Origin of the sequence: Paenibacillus sp. FSL H7-0323, from assembly GCF_038002725.1 — a bacterium.
Classification (GTDB): domain Bacteria; phylum Bacillota; class Bacilli; order Paenibacillales; family Paenibacillaceae; genus Paenibacillus_AQ; species Paenibacillus_AQ odorifer.
Genome location: NZ_JBBODB010000001.1, coordinates 4559121 through 4580184, shown reverse-complemented (window position 1 = coordinate 4580184; position 21064 = coordinate 4559121). Strand labels below are relative to the sequence as shown.

18 protein-coding genes are annotated in these 21064 nt (G+C 46.9%); 12 read left to right on the top strand and 6 right to left on the bottom strand.

The genetic code is table 11. From position 1 onward, the window contains the following. The first annotated feature begins 140 nt into the window (after positions 1-140). The 4 genes from MHH89_RS20695 to MHH89_RS20680 are packed head-to-tail and all read left to right on the top strand — an operon-like array spanning position 141 to position 4547. On the top strand, positions 141-1532 hold the full coding sequence (locus MHH89_RS20695; RefSeq protein ID WP_076219129.1) for an NAD(P)-dependent oxidoreductase: 1392 nt from the start codon (positions 141-143) through the stop codon (positions 1530-1532). A gap of 44 nt (positions 1533-1576) precedes the next feature. After that, positions 1577-2866 (top strand): NAD-dependent dihydropyrimidine dehydrogenase subunit PreA, encoded by a 1290-nt coding sequence (gene preA, locus MHH89_RS20690; protein ID WP_076099706.1) that lies wholly within the window; start codon positions 1577-1579, stop codon positions 2864-2866. A 2-nt stretch (positions 2867-2868) separates the two neighbouring features. Further along, on the top strand, positions 2869-4296 hold the full coding sequence (gene hydA, locus MHH89_RS20685; protein WP_076179219.1) for a dihydropyrimidinase: 1428 nt from the start codon (positions 2869-2871) through the stop codon (positions 4294-4296). Beyond that, complete coding sequence (locus MHH89_RS20680) at positions 4296-4547, top strand: hypothetical protein (RefSeq protein WP_076191732.1); 252 nt, start codon at positions 4296-4298, stop codon at positions 4545-4547. Before hydA ends, MHH89_RS20680 begins: the two co-directional genes overlap by 1 nt. A gap of 322 nt (positions 4548-4869) precedes the next feature. Here MHH89_RS20680 and MHH89_RS20675 read toward each other — a convergent pair whose 3' ends face one another. After that, positions 4870-5388 (bottom strand): GNAT family N-acetyltransferase, encoded by a 519-nt coding sequence (locus tag MHH89_RS20675; RefSeq protein ID WP_076124023.1) that lies wholly within the window; start codon positions 5386-5388, stop codon positions 4870-4872. Positions 5389-5568: 180 nt separating this feature from the next. Between MHH89_RS20675 and MHH89_RS20670 the strand changes: the two genes are divergently transcribed. Continuing rightward, entirely contained in the window at positions 5569-6186 is a 618-nt protein-coding gene (locus MHH89_RS20670; RefSeq protein ID WP_036682051.1) for a TVP38/TMEM64 family protein, read from the top strand. Between the two features lie 59 nt (positions 6187-6245). Beyond that, the gene (locus tag MHH89_RS20665) at positions 6246-7157 is read left to right on the top strand and encodes an aldo/keto reductase (RefSeq protein ID WP_076179216.1); all 912 of its coding nucleotides are present in this window, start codon (positions 6246-6248) and stop codon (positions 7155-7157) included. 12 nt (positions 7158-7169) lie between these two features. On the opposite strand, the gene MHH89_RS20660 is transcribed toward MHH89_RS20665, so the two are convergent. The 4 genes from MHH89_RS20660 to MHH89_RS20645 all read right to left on the bottom strand — a co-directional run bounded on the left by MHH89_RS20660 (position 7170) and on the right by MHH89_RS20645 (position 10398). Then, positions 7170-8681: an aminotransferase class V-fold PLP-dependent enzyme gene (locus MHH89_RS20660; RefSeq protein ID WP_076124020.1), complete on the bottom strand. Its 1512-nt coding sequence runs from the start codon at positions 8679-8681 to the stop codon at positions 7170-7172. A 124-nt stretch (positions 8682-8805) separates the two neighbouring features. Beyond that, entirely contained in the window at positions 8806-9282 is a 477-nt protein-coding gene (locus tag MHH89_RS20655) for a DsrE/DsrF/DrsH-like family protein (protein ID WP_036682046.1), read from the bottom strand. Positions 9283-9402: 120 nt separating this feature from the next. Then, positions 9403-9720: a hypothetical protein gene (locus MHH89_RS20650; protein ID WP_076124017.1), complete on the bottom strand. Its 318-nt coding sequence runs from the start codon at positions 9718-9720 to the stop codon at positions 9403-9405. A 54-nt stretch (positions 9721-9774) separates the two neighbouring features. Next, entirely contained in the window at positions 9775-10398 is a 624-nt protein-coding gene (locus MHH89_RS20645; RefSeq protein ID WP_036682044.1) for an acetate uptake transporter, read from the bottom strand. Between the two features lie 335 nt (positions 10399-10733). On the opposite strand from MHH89_RS20645, the gene MHH89_RS20640 reads away from it, so the two are divergent. The 4 genes from MHH89_RS20640 to MHH89_RS20625 all read left to right on the top strand — a co-directional run bounded on the left by MHH89_RS20640 (position 10734) and on the right by MHH89_RS20625 (position 14614). Further along, positions 10734-11651, top strand: a complete 918-nt coding sequence (locus tag MHH89_RS20640; protein ID WP_036682043.1) for a prenyltransferase — start codon at positions 10734-10736, stop codon at positions 11649-11651. A gap of 35 nt (positions 11652-11686) precedes the next feature. Continuing rightward, positions 11687-12463: a DUF6081 family protein gene (locus MHH89_RS20635; protein WP_248548951.1), complete on the top strand. Its 777-nt coding sequence runs from the start codon at positions 11687-11689 to the stop codon at positions 12461-12463. Positions 12464-12501: 38 nt separating this feature from the next. Continuing rightward, positions 12502-13455 carry a 1,4-dihydroxy-2-naphthoate polyprenyltransferase gene (gene menA / locus MHH89_RS20630; protein ID WP_076219134.1) on the top strand — a complete coding sequence of 318 codons (954 nt, stop codon included), beginning with the start codon at positions 12502-12504 and terminating at the stop codon, positions 13453-13455. 163 nt (positions 13456-13618) lie between these two features. Then, entirely contained in the window at positions 13619-14614 is a 996-nt protein-coding gene (locus MHH89_RS20625) for a Gfo/Idh/MocA family protein (RefSeq protein ID WP_076179214.1), read from the top strand. An 88-nt stretch (positions 14615-14702) separates the two neighbouring features. On the opposite strand, the gene MHH89_RS20620 is transcribed toward MHH89_RS20625, so the two are convergent. After that, on the bottom strand, positions 14703-16058 hold the full coding sequence (locus MHH89_RS20620; protein WP_036682429.1) for a dicarboxylate/amino acid:cation symporter: 1356 nt from the start codon (positions 16056-16058) through the stop codon (positions 14703-14705). Between the two features lie 356 nt (positions 16059-16414). Here MHH89_RS20620 and MHH89_RS20615 point away from each other — a divergent pair, with 356 nt between their 5' ends. Continuing rightward, positions 16415-17185: a hypothetical protein gene (locus MHH89_RS20615; RefSeq protein ID WP_340952717.1), complete on the top strand. Its 771-nt coding sequence runs from the start codon at positions 16415-16417 to the stop codon at positions 17183-17185. Positions 17186-17258: 73 nt separating this feature from the next. Beyond that, positions 17259-20987, top strand: coding sequence for an S-layer homology domain-containing protein (locus MHH89_RS20610; protein ID WP_341088009.1), 3729 nt, complete (start codon positions 17259-17261; stop codon positions 20985-20987). Positions 20988-21064: the final 77 nt, after the last annotated feature.

Here is a 21064-nt window from a genome sequence, read left to right as displayed (position 1 = left end):
GCCGTTGAGAGATAATTTCTGTTAATGCTTATATTACTACAATAAATTAAAGATGTAAGCAAAATATTCAGACAAAACTTGAAATAATGTTATATTATATAACACAAATATGAAAAATTACCCATAAGGAGGAACTAGTGATGGAGCATTCATCTCCGTTAACAGCATTTACACCTGATATGTTCATGCGCAATTTCGCCGAGGCTGAGCCGGCTCTGACCCATAAGGGTGCCCTGGATGAGTCCAATCGCTGTCTATATTGCTACGATGCCCCCTGTATAAAAGCATGTCCGACCAGCATTAATATTCCCTCCTTTATCAAACGGATCGCTACTGACAATTTGAAAGGCTCGGCACAGACGATTATGAATTCCAATCCTGTGGGTGCCAGTTGTGCTCGTGTTTGTCCTACAGATGAGCTGTGTGAAGGAGCCTGTGTGTTAAATGATGCCTCGGCGCCGATCCAAATCGGACTGCTGCAGCGTTATGCGACAGATTGGGCGATGAACAGCGGAGTTCAATTATTTAAGGCTGGCACCCCTAATGGGAAAAAGGTAGCCGTAATTGGTGGTGGTCCTGCGGGATTGTCTGCGGCTAGGGAGCTCGCCCGTGAAGGTTTTGCTGTTGTGATCTACGAAGCAAAGGCGTTAGCGGGTGGGCTGGATACACATGGGATTGTATCGTTTCGGCTCCCGCAGTCTGTATCTCTTTGGGAAGTAGAGCAGGTAGGGAAGCTGGGTGTGGAAATACGTACAGGTGTAAAAGTCGGAGTGGATGTTTCTGTAGATGAGCTGAAGTCGAATTATGATGCTATCGTTTTGGCAGCGGGTATGGGCTATGTGCCTCCAATAGGGATTGAAGGTGAAAAAATGGCTGGAGTTTATGACGCTATTGCGCTTGTAGAATCTACTAAGACGGGCATTCCTCTGCTAGAGCTGATGGGTCAGCGGGTCGCTGTCATTGGGGCAGGGAATACGGCTATTGATGCAGCGACTTGCTCAGTGCGGCTGGGAGCCACCAATGTGAAAATGGTCTACCGCCGTACCCGCGAAGAGATGACGGCATATGACTTTGAATATGAATTCGCGAAGCAGGAAGGCGTGGAGTTCAGCTGGCTTACCTTACCGAAACGTATCGTGGGTGATGAGCTTGGGAATGTAACCGCACTGGAATGTGTGCAGATGAAGCTGACGGAGGAGCTGGGCAAAGATGGGCGTCCAATACCTATGCCGATCGAGGGTTCTGAGTTCTTGATTCCTGTAGATGCGGTTGTAATAGCTATTGGTCAAAAGCGTCGTCTGGATCTAATAGATTCCTTAGGTCTTATGCATGACCGTGGGGTTGTTAAGGTGGATGAGGTCACCTGCCAAACCTCCGATCCACAGATTTATGCTGCTGGGGACATTATTTTTGGTTCAGGTAAGGGTGAGGCCATGGTTGTGTCAGCGGCACAGCAGGGAAAAGATGCAGCCCATGCGATTGTTAAACAATTCTCAGGCCACCAGGAGGTCGTTGTTAGATCAGCGGGCTGAGCGTAGAAATCAAATTGGATTTTACATGACAGGGAGGGAACATCATGGCAGATTTAAGTATTAATCTCGCAGGAATCAAATCACCGAATCCGTTCTGGCTGGCCTCCGCGCCGCCTACGAATACAGGTTATCAAGTGCAGCGGGCCTTTGAAGCAGGTTGGGGCGGGGCGGTGTGGAAGACGCTCGGCGATCCGATCATTAATACCTCATCGCGTTTTGCGGCAGTAAATTTCAATGGGCAACGGGTTGCGGGCTTTAACAATATTGAACTGATCACCGACCGTCCGCTTGAAGTTAATCTGAAGGAAATCTATGAAACGAAAAAAAGATTCCCGAATCATGCGATTATAGCCTCCCTGATGGTAGAACCAACGCAGCATAAATGGCATGAGATTGTTAAGCGGGTAGAGGATGTGGGTGTAGACGGCCTGGAGCTTAACTTTGGTTGTCCGCACGGGATGGCTGAGCGTGGAATGGGCGCTGCTTCGGGGCAGCAGCCTGATCTGGTGCAGGCACAGACCACCTGGGTAAAAGAAGTTGCGACGACCCCGGTGATTGTGAAGCTGACGCCTAATATTACGGATATCACCGTCGTTGCCCGCCATGCGGTTAAGGGTGGAGCAGACGCGATTAGTATGATCAACACGATCAACAGTCTTGCTGGTGTAGATATTCATAGCTGGAACACCATTCCGAATGTTGGGGGTCAGGGTGCACATGGCGGTTACTGCGGGCCGGCCGTGAAACCAATTGCGCTTAGTATGGTGGCTGAGTGTGCCCGTGACCGGGGAGTAGGCATTCCTATCTCCGGTATTGGAGGGATTTCCACCTGGCAGGATGTTGTTGAATTCATGCTGATGGGTGCTACGGGCATTCAAGTATGTACAGCGGTCATGCATCATGGCTTCCGGATTGTGGAGGAAATGATCGATGGCCTGAACAACTATTTGGATGACAAAGGCTTGGCTTCTGTAACAGAGTTAATCGGTAAATCGGTATCCCGGTACTCCAACTGGGGTGATCTGGATCTCAACTATAAGGTTGTTGCCCGTATTAATGAGAACAACTGCATCAACTGTAATAAATGCCATATTGCCTGCGAAGATGCTTCACATCAGTGTATTGATATGTTAACTAATGCAGATGGGAAAGCTATTCTACAGGTCCGCGAGGAAGATTGTGTAGGTTGTAATCTTTGTTCAATTGTCTGTCCAGCAGACGGCGCGATCGATATGGTTCCAGTGGATACCGGGGCAGCTCCACTGACCTGGAACCAGCGGCAGAAAGTGATCGGAAGTTTGAATGGCACCTATTCGGAAGTGGAGGTGGTGTAAGGATGAAAAAGATTATTAAAAATGGCATCATCGTTACCGCAGCAGATACTTATACAGGCGATGTGGCGATTGAAAACGGGGTTATTACGGAGATTGGCCTTCATTTGGATGTCCCTGGTGCGGAAATTATAGATGCCTCGGGGTGTTATGTTTTTCCTGGAGGCATTGATCCTCATACCCATCTGGATATGCCTTTTGGCGGCACGGTTACAGCTGATGATTTTGAGACGGGAACTATTGCGGCTGCATATGGCGGAACGACCACAGTCATTGATTTTTGCTTAACCACCAAAGGACAACCGCTACAGCAAGCCGTAGATACATGGCATCATAAGTCGCAGGATAAAGCGGTGATTGATTACAGCTTCCACCTTATGGTCTCAGAATTAAACGATAAAGTACTGGGTGAGCTTCCGGAGATAATTGAGAATGAAGGCATTACCTCGCTCAAAGTATTTATGGCTTATAAGAATACTTTTCAGGCGGATGACGGCACACTTTTTAAGACTCTTCAAGCTGCGAAAAAAGAAGGTGCACTCGTTATGGTGCATGCGGAAAATGGAGATGTCATTGAATATCTTGTTGAGCAGGCCTTGGCCGCAGGCAACACTGATCCGATCTTTCATGCGCTGACCCGCCCGCCGGAGCTGGAGGGTGAAGCTACGGGACGCGCAGCTTATCTAACCGAACTGACAGATTCTCAGCTTTATGTTGTACACGTGACCTGTGCGGAAGCCGCTTGGAAGATTGCTGAAGCGCGTAAAAAGGGACTGCGCGTTTACGGCGAGACTTGTCCACAGTATTTAGTACTGGATCAGACGGCGCTGGAAAAGCCTAATTTCGAAGGTGCTAAATACGTGTGGTCTCCGCCCCTGCGTGAGCAGTGGAATCAGGATGTTTTGTGGGATGCGTTATGGAGCGGCAGCTTGCAGACGATTGGCTCTGACCAGTGCTCGTTTGATTTCAAAGGACAAAAGGATCTGGGGCTGGGCGATTTCTCCAAAATCCCGAACGGTGGGCCGACTATTGAGGACCGGTTTACGATTCTATATTCGGAAGGTGTGCAGAAAGGCCGGATCTCATTGAACAAATTCGTAGACATTATTGCTACCTCTAGCGCCAAGCTGTTTGGCTTGTATCCGCAAAAAGGCACGGTCGCAGTAGGTAGTGACGCTGACCTGGTCATTTTTGATCCTTCTGTAGAAAGAACCCTTTCTGCGGACACGCACCATATGAACGTAGATTATAATGCGTTTGAGGGCTTTGAAGTGAAGGGAGAGCCTATTTCTGTTCTCAGTCGAGGCGAATTTGTTATTCGCGACAAACAATTTGTCGGCAAAGCAGGTTCGGGAAAATATTTGAAACGCAAACGTTTTGCAGCGGAGGCTCCTCTTCCTTCTAAGGCAGAAATCAGCGGAGGTGTTGTCTAGTGTCTGCTTTTGCGGAATATGCCAAAGAACAGCAGGAGATTGATGGGCTGCTTTTTAAAGGATATACGATTGCCAGCATCCAAGAGGATTTGGACGGTGCCCGAATAAAGTTTGTCAGAGGGGAGCCGGCTAAAAGCTCGGTAGAGCTGTTACTGCTGACAGCGGATGCCCGTAAGTACGTGACAACCCATGTGGTAGCGGGGCTGAGGGCGGAAGGTGAGCAGGCGGGTTGTTACAGTGGAGAGGTTTGAGGGAAATGGAATTGAAAGCTGAGTAGTGAGCCTGCGCAGGATAGGGGGCCTACTGCTCGGCTTTTTATTGTGCTCCTGAAAGGGGGCGAGGAAATAAATTCCCTGAAAATAGCCGATTATCATCGCGGCATACACTTTTTAGGGAAAACCTCCCTAAAAAGTGGCTGATTAGGGTCCCCAAATAGACGATTTAGGGAAAACCTCCCTAAAAATTACTGAAATACGCCGATTTTGCTCAAATTCGCTGAATATTAGGGAAGTTTTCCCTGATTTGCAGTTATAGGCACCTGAAAGACCAAAGATCAGGGAGGATTTCCCTAATCTATTTCTGTCGCTGCTGCTCACGCTCTATATACTCATACCGTAATATGGACATGATATGCAGAGATTCAAAATGTCCCTCAACCTTCATACAATCACGTAGAGTCCCTTCCAGTGTAAAGCCACAGCTTTCATAGACATGGCGAGCCCTGTGGTTGTGATCTCTAACATCCAACCATAGCCGATGCGTCTCGGTGTGCTGGAAGATCCAGTCGCTCACGAGACGAAGCGACAGTTTGCCATACCCAAAGCCCTTGGAATGGATGACGATTCGTTTAATACAAACGGTAAGATGAATATCTTGAAGTCCTGTTACGATGATATAGCCGACTCTTTTCCCGGACCTCTCCCAAATTGTAAGATGCAGGATATCTGGATCATGGATAGCCGTAATGTGCTCCTCTTTACTCCACTGTCCGATATAGGCACGATTAAGCTCACTTTGTTCAATGGCTAGAACGAACGCTAAATCCTGCTCAGTGGTAGTTTGCAGATCCAACGTTTCTGAATGAATGATCATAACCTTATGCCCCCGTCTAATATGTATTTTTGTCTATAGTAACGAAGAATTTTCTCCCTGTCATTTAATTAGTCCCTGTTGCTCACTCTATATTGGCGGCACTGTAGGAATGAACGTAACTTCGTGTATAATTGAGACCAAGTGTTAAGAATTCCAATCGGATGAGGAGATCAGCTGGTTATGTATTTTCTTGATATTATGTCTTGGCTGACAGAGGATAATCTGCGGCATCTGCTTGAACAATATCGTTCGTTTGGGCCCTTTCCGGGCATTGCGTTAACGTTTATGAAATCATTTATACCACCACTGCCAACTATTGCGATCGTAGGGTTAAATGGGGCCGTATATGGTTTATGGTTAGGTTTTTTGTATTCTTGGATCGGTCTGGTTGCAGGCTGTGTGACTACCTTTTGGATTATCCGCAAAGTAGCCTCCCATCGTTATTTACGAAAGTGGGCAGCGCGGCCCAAAGTAGCCAAAAGCATGACGTGGGTGCGGCAAAGCGGATTTAGCTATGTTTTTCTGCTTAGTATATTTCCGGTAGGACCTTTTGTTGTGATTAATATGGCAGCGGGGCTTGCCGGGATGAGGTTCCGTTCGTATCTTCTTGCGCTCACGGTAGGCAAAGCGATTATGGTATTTGCAGTTTCATACATTGGCAACGATCTGGAACGTTTCATTCGCCAGCCGTGGGAGATTATCTATGTTCTGTTGTTTATCGGGCTGTCGTTATGGGGAGTCAAAGCCATCGAAGCGCGTTTTGCTAGAACAGCACAGGATGGGAACAAGATAGCTTAGCATAGAGTCAGAATTAACTGGAATCCCTAAATTTAAATAGAATAAAGGAGGAAATGATGATGAAATATCGTAAGCTTGGCAGTACAGGAATGAATGTCTCGGTGATTGGCCTAGGGACTTGGCAGTTTGGCGGAGAGTGGGGCAAGGATTTCACTCAGGTTGAAGTCGATGCCATGCTGGATAAGGCTGGAGAGCTGGGTATTAATCTGATTGATACGGCAGAATGTTACGGAGATCACTTGTCGGAGAAGTTCATCGGGGATTATCTGGCGCGCCGCAAACGCGAGGACTGGGTTGTAGCTACGAAATTTGGCCATCATTTTCAGGGGCATTTGCAGCGGGAACAGCTATGGCGTGCTGAGGATGTGCTTAAGCAGCTGGACGACTCCCTCCGCGCACTCCAAACAGAGTATATTGACCTCTATCAATTCCATTCCGGAACGGATGAGCAATTCGATAATGATAAGCTGTGGAGTATGCTCGACAGACAGAAGCAAGCCGGCAAAATCCGTCATTTGGGCGTGTCGATCAGTGCATCGGGCTCGGGGGTGCACCAGACCTCTGCGGCAGCGGATGTGCAAGCAGAGGCCATACAAGTAGTATATAATCGGCTGGATCGTCAACCTGAAGAAGAGATTCTTCCGCTGTGCATCGAGCATCAATTAGGTGTGTTAGCTCGCGTTCCGTTAGCCAGTGGTTATTTGAGCGGCAAGTATAAGCCAGATGCGGTTTTTGCTCAGGGTGATGTGCGAGCTAACCATAAAGAGGATGTAAGACAAAAGCAGCTGCGCGCAGTAGCGGAAATTGCTGCTAATGAAGTGCCGTCAGGTCTGGATATGGCGCAGTGGGCTTTGGCTTGGTGTCTCCAGCATTCCGCAGTAACCAGTGTAATTCCGGGCTGCAAAAATGTAGAACAAGTCATCTCCAATGCCAGTGCTGCCGATTTGGACATGGTGAAGGGCAACGTGTGATAAGTTAGATTGTTACATGGTGAAGAGTTCTTGGAGCTTCATCTCGGGTGAATGCTGCGCGTAGATATGATTCCAGCTGTTCGTGGAAGTATCGTAAAGGTAGTCCTGCTTCCATTGCTGGACATGGGTCGCGATACTCCTTACAGCGGATACAATTCTCTCTACTTCCTGATTAGTCATAATGGGATGTAGGGAGATGCGAATCCACCCTGGTCTGAAGGATTGGTCGCCGCTCATGATCGCTCCGGCAATCTGAGCGGATTGCGTCCACCCTAATCCAAGCAGGTAATGTCCGTATGGACCTGCACAAGAGCAGCCGCCTCGAGCTTGTATGCCGAAACGGTCATTCAACAGCTGAACAGCGAGGTTGTAATGGATATCACGAAGTGTAAAAGAGACGATTCCATGACGTTCTGTATGATCTCCGGCCAGCAGCGCGCATTCCGGGATGCTGCGGAGCCCTGCCATTAATTCCTGACACAGCTCGTGTTCTCTAATCACCATATATTGACCGTTTCCATTCATCTGCTCCTTCAGCTTCACGCAAAGTGCCGTGCGAAAAGCCTGTAAAAACCCCGGTGTTCCCCCGTCTTCCCGCATCTCAATCGCATTAGTGTAGCGGCGTCCTCCCCAAGGGTTGACCCAGGCTACTGTACCTCCACCCGGTTCGTCAGGAATACGTCCATTGCTCAGCGCTTCATCAAAGATTAGAACGCCATTTGTGCCCGGCCCACCCAGAAATTTATGCGGAGAAAAAAAGATCGCATCAAGCTTCTCCAGTGGAGAAGGGGGGTGCATATTGATAGGCTCGTAGGGAGCACTGGCGGCAAAATCCACAAAGCATACGCCCCCATGACGATGCATAGTAGCCGCTAGCTTTGCGTAAGGCGTCTGAATTCCAGTCACATTAGAACAAGCTGTAAATGAACCAATCTTGAAACGGCGATTGGGGTACAGTCGCAGCTGGTCTTCAAGCTGTTGAGGGTCAATATTTCCGTCCTTTCCGGCGGGAATGGTAACGACGTCACCAAGTCCCTCCTGCCAAGGAAGAATATTGGAATGATGCTCCATATGGCTGGTGAAGATAACGGGGCGGTCTTCCAGTGCACGGTTATTATGTTCCTGTAGCCATTCCGGGAGCCTTAATCCCATGATACGCTGCAGCTTGTTCACGGCTCCTGTTGTTCCATTGCCGCAGAAGAGCAGTACATCCTGAGGGCCAGCATTTACATGGTTCTTAATGATTTGGCGAGCTTCATTATAAGCCTGCGTCATGATTAGTCCGGTGGTGTTGGAATCTGTATGTGGATTGCTGACGTAGGGACCGAAGGCTTCCTGCAACTTGCGTTCGATCGGTTCATATAAGCGCCCGCTTGCGGTCCAATCGGCATACAGAAGCGGCTGTCTGCCATAAGGGGTGTTGATTTGATGCCGAATGCCGATGGTGTGACCACGAAAAGTATCAAAATGGTCTTGTAATGAAGCGGGCGTCTCTGCAGAAGAGGCGTGGATGATGTTTAGCACGGATATTCCCTCCAGCCCGTACGCCGTCAGTGTTAAGTTAATGGGTGTATTTTCGGCGTGCCAGTAGTTTCTATGGCAACAGTATATGCCTGCATGGGGGATTGGGTTAAAGCCTAGTCAGACTTTAAATAAATAACTGTACATCACTTTCTAAAGCATCTTTTAAATATGCCGCAGCATCGATGATTTCGACCTCTGGCAGCAGTTCCTCGGGCTTAAAGCCCATGATCTCCACAGAGAGCTTGCAGGCATAGAATTTGATGTTTTTTTTACGAGCCCCTTTTAGAAAATGAATCAGCTTCGGTGCGCCTTGTTCCTCCATCATTTCCTCGAGCATCATTCGTCCCAGCCCGCTAAAGTTCAGATGAGAGAGCGGCAGCTGCCCAGGGCCCTTCGGTGTAATAACATCCATCAGCTTCTCGTAGATACTCTTGTCCTCAAGAGTCATCTTCTCCGGATCACGCACCAAAAATAGACCCCAGAATGAAAAAAACATAGTAACCTCGACATCGATATCTCTTGCAGCATTTGCTAGGATCAGTCCAGCCATCGCTTTGTCGTATTCCCCACTGAACATTAGCAGATTGATTTTTTTGCTCACCCTGATAATCCTCCCGTTACTTTATTAGAATGTCATTAGTATGGTTGTGGTGGGGAGAACTATGCGAAGAAGCTTTCTGAAATTATAAAAAAAAGCCCCCTTTCGGGAGCTTGAGATTTACTAATGTACTTCAGGATCTTTAGATTCTGGACCTGCATTGCGACTGATGTCGTAATAACGGGCGGACAGCCAAATAGCTCCGGTAAATAACACGATGAGTCCAAGGACGATAGAAAAGCGCCAATCGCCTGCTTTAAAATTCAACTGAAGCACCGTTAGTACTAGTGAAACTTGGGTCCAAACCAGTGTTCTTTTGCGAAAAGCCGCAATATCGCCAACCATCTTCGGGATATTCCGAATGATCAGATAGGCAATAACTGCGAGAATAAGGGCGAAAATAGCAGTTACCGCTAATTCAGAAGAGGACAGGACATGCATAGTCTCAGCATCCTTTCGGCTTGCAAAAGTATTAGTTTCAGATCAGAACAATTTCTATTTTTTGAAGATGCCCAGCGGAGCTCCAATCGGTAAGAAGCTGCGGCCGAAATGAGCGTTTAGCACGGATGCTCCACATCCGTAAAGGGACACGATACCAATACCAAGCTCAGCACAAGCAGCTAGCTTATGGAAGAATTCTGGAGCGATCCCAAAGGAATCAAAGGTTAGTCCGATAAAGAGAAAATCTATCAATACAAAAATGATAAGCAGAACTCTATTTGCCTCAACGGCACCAATCGTCATAAAGAGTGTGAAGATCAAGTAACCCAGAAATACAAATCCGAGCTGCTTAGGATCTACAGCCTCCGCAAGCGTTGGACCAAATACGCCAAGCTTGATTAGCCAGCTGCTAGCCATGCCGAACCAAAAGAAAGCGTAGGCGCCAAAGGCGGTCATACCAAAGGTATTGTTGTGCTTAGCATCCTGAATGGCGGCGAATAGCTGCGCGAATGCTCCCAGGAAGATAGCCCAAGGAATAACGTAGCTAAGTCCTGTTGTAAATTCAAGCTTCTGTGAAGAAGCGACCAATGTGACAATAGCCAGTCCGAATAGCCCGATGGCGCTAGGGTCGGCAGTGACGATTTTGACAGATTGGGTGTTAGGGGATTGCGCTGACATGACAGTAAAAGCCTCCATTATTATATATAGTTTTACGCTCTTAAAAACAGCCCGTAAGGGGTGCTGTTCATAGGCTTGCCTATCATATCATATCGGTATGTGCTTGCCTATAAAACAACACTCATTTTTTGTCGTAAAATAGGGGTCCTGCGTGAAATAAGGAATTGTTTACATTTTTATCTTCCATTATCAAGATACTTAACCAAACAAACGGAAGTATTATGTCAAGAATAGACATTATATGCAGTGATAATCTTCACAATCTATTGAAAATTGATGTATAATAGTCAGTGATAATTATTATCAAATCATATGAAAAAGGCGGTAAGCTTGAAGTGAACAAATGGACATTATTTACCAAGGCGACCCGGTTTTGGAGTTTTTCTGTTATGCTCATCCCGATTGTTTTGGGGACCGTTGGGGCATATGTATGGGAAGGGACATTCCATCCGGTTTTATTTATTCTTACCTTAATAGGGGCGATTTCGGCGCATTTGTTCTCCAATATGGTGAATGATCTGTGGGACTTCCGCAACGGAACCGATACAGAAGCAAAGAATTCCGCTGGTGAAATCAGCACAAACTCCGGGCTACTGACAGGTGGAATCCTCTCGGAGTCTTTTTATGCAAGGATGACCTGGAGTATGCTGGCGATTGCCCTTATCTGTGGTGGGATTCTTAGTATATATAGCGGTTGGAATATCCTTTGGTTTGTACTTGTTGGTGCTTTAATCGCTTATTTCTATGTGGCTCCGCCACTGCGTTATGGCTATCGCGGCAAAGGTTATAGTGAGATGGCCATTTTTATTGCTTTTGGGATTATGCCTGTATTAGGCTCCTATTTCGTACAAACCGGTCAGTTCAGCATGAAGCCTGTAATTCTCTCGCTGCCTGTCGGATTTTTAACTACATTATTGTTGTTTAATCACCATTTCCTACATTGGAAAGCGGATGAGCAGGCGGGTAAGCTTACGCTTGTTGTAGTATGGGGAGAACAAAAGGCGCTTGTATTCTCACGTGTACTTCTTTTTACTGGCTACGCTTCGGTGATAGTCTGTGTGCTGTTGGGTGTACTTCCTGTTTACGCACTGTTGGCGCTGGTTACAGCTTTCTGGCCGCTGCGCATTTACAGTAGTCTGAAGCAACATAATGCTTCGCCGGCTTATATCCCGCTGATGGGTGCTTCACAAAAAGCCTCCGTACGCTGCGGAGTAGTAATGGCAATAACTTTATTAATTCAAGGCTTGATCTGATACTAATAGATGGACTGCAGAAGGAGTGAGCTTTCATGGAAAAGAAGGACAAGGAATTGATGGCAGAAGAACAACAAGTTAAAGGCAATCGCATGGTTCTTGGGGATTTCCACTCCATTTTAGAAGAAGGAAAGGTCTGGAAGACGGGTGGATTTACACTGCCTGACGGATCATTTTGGGCTTACCGTGAGCCGGAAGCTGTAGTTATCGTTCGTAATGATACCTTGTATGTACGTGCGAAGTTATCTCGTGAGAACCATCAAGTGCAAATTCTGGACAATGCCAAGCACATGTATTATTCAGCCAAGCCAGTGGAGATTCCGGAAGCTGGAGAGATTAGCATTGAGCTGCAAATTCGTTGCCGTACACAAGGAACTGCACCTGGAGATCTGTATGATGGATATGTATCGCTGAACCTGCTGGATTTCACGACAGGCGCTGCGCTCGATTTCTTCGCGGGAAATGACAAATATGCTAGTGTATATGGTATTTTGCCGTTCCCGGGTGTACAAGTGCCAGAAAGCACTGGAACGAAATATTTCTGTATCTTTAAAGAAGATACGGATTTCAAACCACGGGAATTCAATACGTACCGTATTACCTATCACCGCGGCAATGATGAGGCTGTATTCTATTTGAACGGCAAGGAAGTACGCCGCGAGAAAAATATACCGCTTAAATTCAATAACTTCACTGTAGCGCTCGGAATTATGACAGAGAAGGATCTGAGTCCTGAAGGCAGTGTGTCTGTACATGGACAAACAGTTATTGCAGAATGGTCCCCGGTGACGGTTACAACAACTGAACAGTAATGCCTTGCAGGCTCATTTGACAGATAAGGGTGTATGGTGTGAATATTAAAAGCTTTCTAAGATTTGTGGAGCTGCCGACGAAGGTAGCCAGTATTATTCCGTTTCTAATGGGAACGTTGTATGCCCTGTACCGGTTTGAGGATTTTTACGTACTGCGTTTTGGATTGATGTTCGTGTCTTTGCTTAGCTTCGATATGGCGACGACGGCGATTAACAACTATTACGATTTCAAAAAAGCCTCCAAAACCCACGGCTACGGCTACGAAACGCATAATCCAATTGTTCATTTTAAGCTAAAAGAGCGTACCGTCGTGGCGACGATTGTTATTTTGCTGGCGCTGGCAGCAGGGGGCGGGATTGCGCTTGTCACTCAGACGGGTTTGCTGGTCTTTTTGCTGGGTGGACTGTCGTTCTTGATCGGTATACTTTATTCGTTCGGGCCGATTCCCATCTCGCGTATGCCGTTAGGTGAGCTGTTTTCGGGTTTGTTTATGGGCTTTGTTATTATTTTTATCTCTGCCTATATCCATACGGATGAGCATGTGGTTTCACTGCTGCTTCAGAACGGCTGGGTCAGCTTGAATATCAACATCGTGGAAGTGCTGTACCTTTTCTGGTTTTCCGTGCCCGCTATTTTGGGGATCGCAGGGATTATGCTCGCTAATAATATTTGTGATATTGATGAGGATGTGGAGAATCGCAGGTACACGCTTCCGGTGTACATTGGCCGCCGCAATGCGCTTGTGCTTTTTAAATATCTCTACTATGTCTCTTATCTGGATCTTGTAGTGCTGCTGATCTTAGGGATTAACCCTATTCTGGTTCTGTTGATTCTACTTACGCTGATCCCGCTTCGCCGAAATATTGCCTTGTTCACAGAGAAACAGGAGAAGGCGAGTACCTTTATTCTTGCCGTCAAAAACTTCGTATTGATGAACCTTGCGCGTATTGTTGTGCTGGGTGCGGCTGTGCTGTTAAATGCACTAATATAAACATTCATATTTTATAAAAAAGCAGTGTCTATCGGGGTTGGAGCTCCTTTTGGCACTGTTTTTTTGCAATTTTCAGGCTTCTTTCTGTTAGAGAAACGTTTCATTCTATGATAAGGTGGCTTTAAGTATAGTAAGTAATCTATAAGGAAGAAGGTTAGCAACGATGGTGCAAAAACTTCGCTGGGGAATCATGGGCTGTGCGCAGATTGCGACAGGTTCAGTGATGCCGGCTATAATGGATTCGGAGACGGGAATGATTACAGCGGTAGCCAGTCGCGGTTTAGAAAAAAGCAGCGCTGTAGCCGCAGAGTTCGGAATAGATAAAGCTTACGGCAGCTATGAGGAATTACTGGCGGATAAGGATATTGATGCGGTGTATATTCCACTGCCAAATCACCTCCATCGGGAATGGGTAATCCGTGCGGCGGAAGCTGGCAAACATATCTTATGTGAGAAACCGATCGCGCTGAACAGTGAAGAAGCGGCTGAGATGGTAAAAGCTTGTAATGATGCTGGAGTCCATTTGGCAGAAGCTTATATGTATCGGCATCATCCTCGGATTGCGGAATTGCAAGAGATTATCGCTAGCGGAGAAATTGGCGAATTACGCTCCATTCGAGGCACTTTTACTTATAATGACGCTACAGACACCTCTAATATTCGCTTTAAATCCGCTTGGGGCGGCGGCTCGCTTTATGATATCGGCTGTTATCCGCTAAGTGCAGCACGACTGCTGTTCGGAGCTGAGCCAGAAGCCGTAACAGTTCATGCTATGTTCTCTCCGGAGCATGACAACGTAGATATGATGGCTTCAGGACTGGTAGAGTTTCCGAAGGGGCTAAGCCTGATTTTTGATTGCGGGATGTGGGCATATAACCGCCAGCTGTTAGAGATTCTGGGGACCGATGGAATGATTGAAGTGCCTATGCCTTTTAATGCTAGAGATGAGGATGCTGAATTTTTTGTGCATACGGGAGAAGGGGTAAGGCGGGTTGATGCCACCGGGGCGAATCCCTATACACGGGAGGTCGATGATTTTGCCGCCGCAGTATTTACAGGAAAAAAATTATTTGCACCTGAGGATGCAGTGCTGGGCATGCAATTGATCGAGACTTGTCTAGCTTCTGCTAAAAAGCGGGAAAGAATTAGTATGCTATAAGAAGATGAATCCAATAGGAATCTATGCAAAAAAAACCTCCGGGCGCTCTGCTTTACGCAGATTCCGGAGGTTTTTACAGTTTCAGCTTTTACACGGTGCTCAAGAGAATATCATCGTCATCATTGCTATTAAACGCTTCGCGGTCAAATTCACCTTCGGAATTAGCTACTAACAGAGCTGTTACAGCTGTTCCAGTTGCGTTTACAGCAGTACGGCCCATATCGATGAGCGCTTCAACACCTGCAACGATAGCGATTCCTTCAAGCGGCAGGCCGAGAGCAGTTAAGACTACTGTGGTGGAGATTACGGCTGGTCCAGGTACGCCAGCTACACCAATGGAAGAAATAATACTTACTAATACCAGTGTAATATAGTCGGTCCAGTTCAGATCAATACCGAATACTTGGGCGGTAAATACAGCCACAATAGCTGGCCAAATCCCACCGCACGCATTAAAGTTCACAGATGCCCCTAACGGTGCGATAAAGCTCGCGATCCGCGGGGAGACATGAAGCCGCTTCGTAATCACTTCTAGATTGACCGGTAGGGTTGCGTAGCTGCTTCTGGTTGTGAAGGCGACGGTAATGGTTGGATACACTTTGCGGAAGAAACGAATTGGATTCACCTTTGCTACTAATAGAACCAATCCGCCAAAGATAAGTACAAAATGTATAATCATTGCTACGTACGAGGTTATAATTACACTGCCTAGCTCCTGCAACGTCTCCCAGCCATAACGTGCGGTGATTCCGGCAATCAGTGCGAATACGCCATAAGGCGTCAGGCGAATAATGAATTTCACAACCTGATGCAGTATCAGTGTCAGGGATTCAATAAGATCACGTACAGGCTTGACGGCTTCCGGTTTCTTGGAGCCAATCTTGATTATAGCCACTGCTAGGAAGATCGCGAAAATGAGTAGAGGCACAACCTTACCCGTAGCTGCTTCATTAACAGGGTTAGATGGAACAAGATCGAGGATAACCTGGGAGAAGGTCGGGATTTCCCGGGCTGCAAAATCTGCGGGGACATCTTGTTGTATACCTTGGCCGGGATTGAACAGCAGCGCAACGGATAGGCCGATAATAGAAGCGATGCCCGTTGTTCCGAGGAACCAGGCGAAGGTTTTGATCCCGATTTTGCGTAGATACTCCAGATTGGTTAAGGAAGAAATGCTGTTTAATACGAGTACGAATACTAAAGGAATGACGAGCATGCGGATCAAGCTGACATAAATGCTGCCGAATGTGCTAATAGCTTTGGTCTCTAAATCGAAGTACTGAAAGAATATACCGGCAATAAGTCCGATGCCAAGTCCGATGAGTACCCGGGTACCAAATCCAATTCGTTTACGTGCCAGTAGAAACAAAATTGCAAACACAAATATGGAGGCGACAAATCCATACCAGTTCGTTTCGATGGCGGATAATAAGTTGTTATCTATGTTCACTACCAATACCCCCTTAAACCTAGTTTTTTAATGTGATTAATCCTATTGAGATCAATCTATATAGAATTTATAGTAAAGTCAATGTAATTATATGTTAAAAATAATCAATTCCGATAAAAACCATGTGAAAAATAAAAATTGATTGACAAGGCACTATGGCATGAATAATATGGAACTTAATCACAAGCCAATTGGAATCGACTGGACAGCCGGAGATTCAACGAAAGACGCGTAAATTGCGTCCCGTTGAGTCTCTTTTTTTTTACTTTAGAGAAGGGAGAGTTACGGATTTAAGGTACAAGAATGTAGTGAAGGGGTTTCTTATTTTATTTGAAAAGGATGGTACACATATGAAAAAGCTTTCGATCTCTTTGGTTGCCGCCGCTATCGTCTTCTCCGCATTGACGTATGCCGCAGTATCCGCTAACAAAAAAACAGCAGAGGCAGCACCCATTCAAGAGAGTAGTAATACAGCAGTAACCGCAGCAGCTTTACCAGCAGCTACTTCTGCGGCAGCAGTTGTTGTTCAGGCAGAAGCTACTGCAGCTGCTGTAACAGAAGCTGTCCAGCCGGAAGCTTCGGCTCCAGCAGCTGAGACAGTCACGGCAGAAGTGACTACGGCCCCAGCCGCAGTTGTTGATTCTGCGGCGAAGGTTGTGGCTTCAGCAGCTCCAGAAGCGGTTGCAGCTCAGCCTAAAGCAGCTGCATCCCCGGCTGCGGACACCGCTAAGACGGCAACAGCTGCAACAACGGTATCTGCATCTGTTAAACCGCAAACCAGCGCAGCAACGCCTGCGCCAACTGCTGCGCCTACGACTGCTCCAAAAACAAACGTAACCGCTAAAGCCGTTCAGCCGACCACCGCTCCTGTTGTATCTGAACAGCCTAAGGAAACCGCAGCTCCCGTAGCAAAAGCAACGGAGACACCTTCCAAAAAGGCTATAACCTTCTCTACCACAGAGGTAGTTAAGGCGACCCCGGCTCCGGTAGTTGAGTCTTCTCAACCGAAAACATCGTCTTCTGCACCTGCATCCACGGTCAGCGCACCAGCTCCTGCTCCAGCGGAAACGGTTCAGGCACCCGCACCGGCACCAGCCGCTGAGGAAGAGGTTTGTCCTTGATGAGCAGCAGGCTCATTCAGGATTCCTTTCAGCCCATTCTTCCCATAAACCTATTTAAGGCGAGGTGCACATAATGATACGACCATTAACCTTCAAAAAAATTGTAACGCTGCTGCTGGCAGCCTCCCTGCTAATCCTGCCTACTCAGGCAGGAAGAGCTTATGCTAATCCGGATACCGCAGAGGCGATAACCTCTTCACAAGGCAGCGTTAACCAGTTTGACTATTTCAGTCATGTCTATGACCGTCTAAATGATGCTAACCATGTATTTAAAACAGCGACGTATGAAGATATCGTTCATCTTTTTGAGAGTGAAGGCACATACGCTGTTCTGGTTGGCGGTGCTTGGAGCGAGAATACACAGGCTGATATCGGCTTTATCAACGAGGCAGCTAAGGAATATGGCATCTCTACGATTTATAACTTTGATACTAAGCTGGACGGGGACACCCTTCAGATTGCAGACAGCAATAATAAATTTGCCTATAAATATGTTGATCTGGTCAACAAGTATTTGAAGAATTTAAATCTGTCTTCCAAAGATGATCCAGAACGCAATGTCAGCTATACCAATACAAACGGGGAAGTTGTGACTGCTAACAAGCTCGAGTCTCCATTCTTATTGGTATACAACAAGGATCACAAGGATGCACAGGGAAATAGTGCTCCTGTCGTATCCTATCTGGATAAGAGCTATTCGTGGAATGAGTTCCTGACGAACGGAACACTTGATGCGGCGAAGGTTAATGCGTATAAAACATCAGTAAGTGAGGTGCTGGGTGCCGCTACCCGATATGATACTATCGACGAGTCGGCTTATATCAAGGCGGCATTTAATAAGAACTATGAAGGGGAAAATGAGGGCAAACCTACGATCTTCAACGAAGCGGATGGCACGCTTGTTTATGAACATGTGACCTATCATCAGCTGAAGCAAATTTTAGCGAGTGAGGGAAACTATGCGATTTTGTTAGGCGGCTCGTGGTGCCCTAACACGCAAGCGGTGATTAAATATATCAACGAATATGCCAAAAAACATAATATCCATAAGATCTACTTCTTCGACACTAAGCTGGATGCTGGTGTGACCGTTGCTGAGCCTAATAACAACAGCGGCACTAAGGGCAGTGCGAATCCGCATAATAATAACGAGCTTCAGATTAGAACCACCAATCATCCGTATGCGCAGCTTTATGTTGATCTGGTTCGTACTTATCTGACCAATATCAAGACCGAAAACAATACAGCTGCTAAACCAACTGTAATTAGTTATGTAGACGGACTTGGAAACACTGTGAGCGGAGACAGACTTCAGGTTCCATATCTGTTCACTTATAACAAGGACAACAAGGATGCAGGAGGCAAAAACACACCGATTCTAGGGCATGTTGAACTTATGTACAGCTGGACGAATATCCAACCGGATTACGTGCAGGCTAATTACCCAATCGGAGCCAGATACAATAACACTACAACAGCGCTGGATAAAATATTCTCCAGGCTCGAAGCTGTGCCGGCAGGACTTACGGGTGTAGCACCAACTGCGGCCGACAATAAGGATGGGCAAATTGTAGGCACCAGTTCAGCATTGGAATTTAAGCTTGCTGGAGACGAGGCTTACACCCCAGTTTCGGGATCAGCCATCACAGGGCTTGCACCTGGTGTTTACAAGGTAAGATATGCCGCAACATCGGGCTATCAAGGGCCAACTTCCGCAGCTGGACCCACAATCATTCCTTATAATGCTGGCGAAGACGTAAGTGTGGAAGTTCCTGCTTACACCCATCAACAAGCAGCTCCGATAGGACTGGTAGGCGTAGCCCCTACTTCTGAAGCTAATGATGATGGGCAAATTACGGGTTCAGCGGAAGGACAGGAGTATAAAGGCGTTGGAGAAGCTGATTATAAGCCTGTAACAGGTGCGGCTATCACTGGTCTTACTCCGGGCTTCTATAATGTGCGATATGCGGCAAAAGAGGGATACAGCGTTGGTAAAGACGCTACAGTTGAAGTCCCGGCATATGGTGAGCAAGCGGCACCTACAGGATTAGTAGGTGTAGCACCAACCAGTGCAGCTAATGACGACGGTAAAATTATAGGAACTACGAAAGCGCTGGAATATAAGCTGTCTACCGTTACCGATTATGTCTACGCTTCAGATGTAGAGATCGTTGGACTTGTGCCGGGTATCTATCAGGTAAGATACGCAGCTAAAGAGGGATTTAACACGGGTAGAGCAGCAGATGTAATCGTTCCAGCATTCACTGCGGAACAAGCAGCTCCAACTGGGTTACAGGGAGTTGCTCCTACCTCAGCAGCGAACAACGATGGAAGAATTACGGGAACCACGACAGCCTTAGAATATAAGCTGTCGAGTGTAACTAATTATGTGTATGCACCAGATAAAGAAATCACAGGATTAATACCGGGCACGTATCAAGTGAGATACGCAGCCAAAGAAGGTTATAAGGCAAGTCCAGCGACTGACATTGTGGTTCCGGCCTATGTGCCTATTTCAGATCCTGGAACAGGTGGAACAAGTGGATCGGGTGGCAATTCTACACCGAGCACGACTACACCAACACCATCAGCAAGCCCGCAACTGGTTGCTACGGCAACAGCAGGGAATACCGTGAACCTGTCAGCAACAGCGGCAACTAAAACGGATAAAACCACAGGAGTTACTACTGCTACGATCACAAAAGAAACGGCTGCTGAATTTGTGAGTCTCGCTAAGAAGGCAGAAGCTGATGGGAAGAAAGCTGTTCTTGAAATTAAAGTTGCAGCTACTTCGGATACTCAAACAGCTGATCTTATACTTCCAAGAAGCATAATTAATGAGTTAGCCGCCGGAACGAAGGCGGAGATTACCATTGATTATGAGAATGTGGGTACGATTACGTTTGATGCCAAATCATTGGCGAGCATTAGTGCAGCTTCAGATGCCGGAGACATCATTGTTAGAATCGCGAAGGTGTCATTAACGGCAGAAGGCAAGGCTGTTCTCGGAGACAGACCGGTTTATGACTTGTCGGTTATAGCGGGTGAAAGTACGATTTCCACCTTCGGTGGGGGGAGTGTTCGTGTCAGCGTACCGTATGTGCTGCAAGCGGGAGAACGGTCAGATGCGGTTATTGTGTATCACATTAACAGCACTGGAAGCTTGGACAATGTACGTGGAAATTACAATGCCGCCAAGAGAACTGTAGATTTCGTAACCACACATTTCTCCCAATATATTATTGGATATAATCAGGTGAGCTTTGCAGATGTTCCAGAGGCATCATGGTATAGCCATGCAGTAGGTTTCTTAGCAGCACGCAGTATCACATCTGGTACGGATGCTGAACATTACAGTCCGAATGCTGCAATCACTAGAGGGCAGTTCATCGTCTTGTTGCTCAAGGCTTATGACATCACACCGGATGCCATTGCTGCTGATAATTTTGCAGATGCAGGCAATACGTATTATACGAATTATCTTGCTACAGCTAAACGTCTTGGGGTAGCAACGGGTTCGGGAGATAATCATTTCCAGCCAGATATTCAGATCACTAGGCAGGAGCTATTTACACTCTTGTACCGCTCGCTTGTAGCGCTAGGTGAACTGCCATCTGAGAAGACAACGGCCACGCTTGCCGGCTTTAGTGATGCTGGACAGATCGCTGGTTATGCACAAGAAGCCCTTCAAGCGCTGGTAGAGAGAGGCGTAGTGACCGGAGCGAACGGTAAACTCAATCCGAAAGAAGTCACTACAAGAGCAGAAGCAGCACAGGTTATTTACAATTTGCTATCCAAATAATTAGCCACTAAGACATAGCGGACGTCACACAAGTAGCGTCAACTATGAATGCGGCGACTTGGTTTGACTAAGGCAGC